General features: G+C 66.3%; 2 protein-coding genes. Both read right to left on the reverse strand.

What is annotated here, in order from left to right; genetic code table 11:
• Positions 1-48: 48 nt before the first annotated feature.
• Entirely contained in the window at positions 49-1,611 is a 1,563-nt protein-coding gene (locus KH616_RS24425) for an NAD(P)/FAD-dependent oxidoreductase (protein WP_292253807.1), read from the reverse strand.
• Positions 1,612-1,856: 245 nt separating this feature from the next.
• A partial coding sequence (locus KH616_RS24430; protein WP_366835242.1) for a lysoplasmalogenase family protein occupies positions 1,857-2,083 on the reverse strand: 227 nt, incomplete at its 5' end.

A 2,083-nucleotide genomic window follows, 5' to 3' on the forward strand; every position in this document is an offset into this window, starting at 1 on the left:
CGACTTTGTTGGCGAAATCTCTCATGTCGTTGGCTCCTTGTTCGGGTCTCAGTCGGCTTCGGCTGATGCAGCGCGCGTCGTCCCCGCCGGCTGGACGGCGTCGCGGCGCGGCGCATGGTAGGCGTGGTAGTCGGCCATCGAGAAGCGGGCCGTCGCCTGCCGGAAGCGCCACGTGAAGCCCGGCCACAGCGTTGTGTTCTTGCCGGTGCGCGGATCGAGATACCAGCTCTTGCAGCCGCCCGTCGACCAGATCGCCTTCTTCAGCCGGCCTTGCAGGTCGTGGTTGAACTGCGCCTCGACGAGCGGCCGCACCTCGACCGCCTCGGCGCGTTCGACGCGCATCGCCCGCAGCGCGCCGAGGATGTATTCGATTTGCGACTCGATCATGAAGACCATCGAGTTGTGACCGAGGCCGGTGTTCGGGCCGACGATCATGAAGAAGTTCGGATAGCCCGGCAGCGCCGTGCCGAGATACGCATGCGCGCCGTCGCGCCATGCATCGACGATGTCGAGGCCGCCGCGGCCGATGATTGCGCCGCGCGGATACGGATCCGCGACCTGGAAGCCGGTGCCGTAGATCAGGCAATCGACTTCATGGCGCTTGCCGTCGGTGGTGACGACGGCGTTTGCCTCGATGCGGTCGATGCCGGCCGTGATCACGTCGACGTTCTTGCGCGACAGCGCCGGGTAGTAGTCGTTCGAGATCAGCACGCGCTTGCAGCCGATCGTGTAGCTCGGCGTGACGGCGGCGCGCAGTTCGGGATCGGGAATCTGCCGGCGGATATGGCGTAGCGCGAGCTTCTGCACGTTTTTCATCAGCGACGGATGGATCGCGAAGCCGAGCACGCGCGCTTCGAGCATCCAGTAGAGGCCGCTGCGCACGACCTTCTGCGTGAACGGCATCGAGCGGAACATCCATTGCTCGAGCTTTGTCAGGTTGCGGTCCGGTTTCGGCATGATCCACGGCGGCGTGCGCTGGAACAGCGCAAGCTGCTTCACGCGCGGCGCGATCTGCGGGACGAACTGGATCGCGCTCGCGCCGGTGCCGATCACGGCGACGCGCTTGCCGTCGAGCGGGTAATCGTGATCCCACTGCTGCGAGTGAAACGCCTTGCCCTCGAAGTTTTCGACGCCGGGAATCGACGGCAGCGCGGCGCGCGACAGGCCGCCCATGCCGGAGATCAGCACGCGCGCGGAAAGCCGTTTGCCGTTCGCGAACGCGAGGCGCCAGCGCTGCGCGGTCTCGTCGTACTCGGCGCGCTGGAGCGCGTGATTCAGGCGCAGGTGCGGGCCGATGCCGAAGCGCTGCACGCAGTCCTCCAGGTAGGCGCGGATCTCCGGCTGCGGCGCGAACATGCGCGTCCAGCGCGGATTCGGCGCGAACGAGAACGAGTAGACGTGCGATTGCACGTCGCATGCGCACCCGGGATAGTGGTTGTCACGCCATGTCCCGCCGACCGACGGCGCCTGGTCGAGCACGACGAAGTCGGTCACGCCGGTCTGCCGCAGGCGAATGGCCATGCCGAGCCCGGCAAAGCCGGTGCCGACGATGGCGATGTCGATGGATTCGTCGGGGCCGGGCGGCCCGAAAGGCAGGGTACGCGCATTCATCCGGGTGTCTCCGCTATAGCTCATTTCGTAATGTTACATTGAGTGATGTAACGATAGTGCGTGAACCTGAAAACCGCAAGGGGGTAGATGCGGGGCTCTAAGCGCAGGAAAACAGGCCGGAAAAAGCGGGGCGGGTTTGAATGCGGGCTGCCGTGCGGGGGCGGAGAGCGTGGAAAGCCTGTCGCTGACAGGACACCGGCGGCTGGGATGGACCGCCGTGGTGGGGCGGCCCGTTTGAAACGGAATCAGGGGCTGACCGATCGCGCGGCCGTCTCATGGAAAACCCCGGCTACGATCGTGACCTGAGCGAGTGCGTCCAGCGACCCGATCAGATCATCGATGCCGGCGAATCCGCCGAGGACGCGGCCGACGCCGGTCAGCGTGTCGGATGCGACGAAGATCAGGCCGCCGAGCGCAACGAGCGGGCCGCGCGTGCGGGCGCAGGCGGCCCGCTCGCCTCGCTTACTTTGCC

The organism is Burkholderia sp., assembly GCF_018375725.1.
Classification (GTDB): Bacteria; Pseudomonadota; Gammaproteobacteria; order Burkholderiales; family Burkholderiaceae; genus Burkholderia.

Bases quoted from the DNA above. Each gene is read 5' to 3' on its own strand.
- KH616_RS24425 (WP_292253807.1), bottom strand. From the start codon at position 1,611: ATGAATGCGCGTACCCTGCCTTTCGGGCCGCCCGGCCCCGACGAATCC.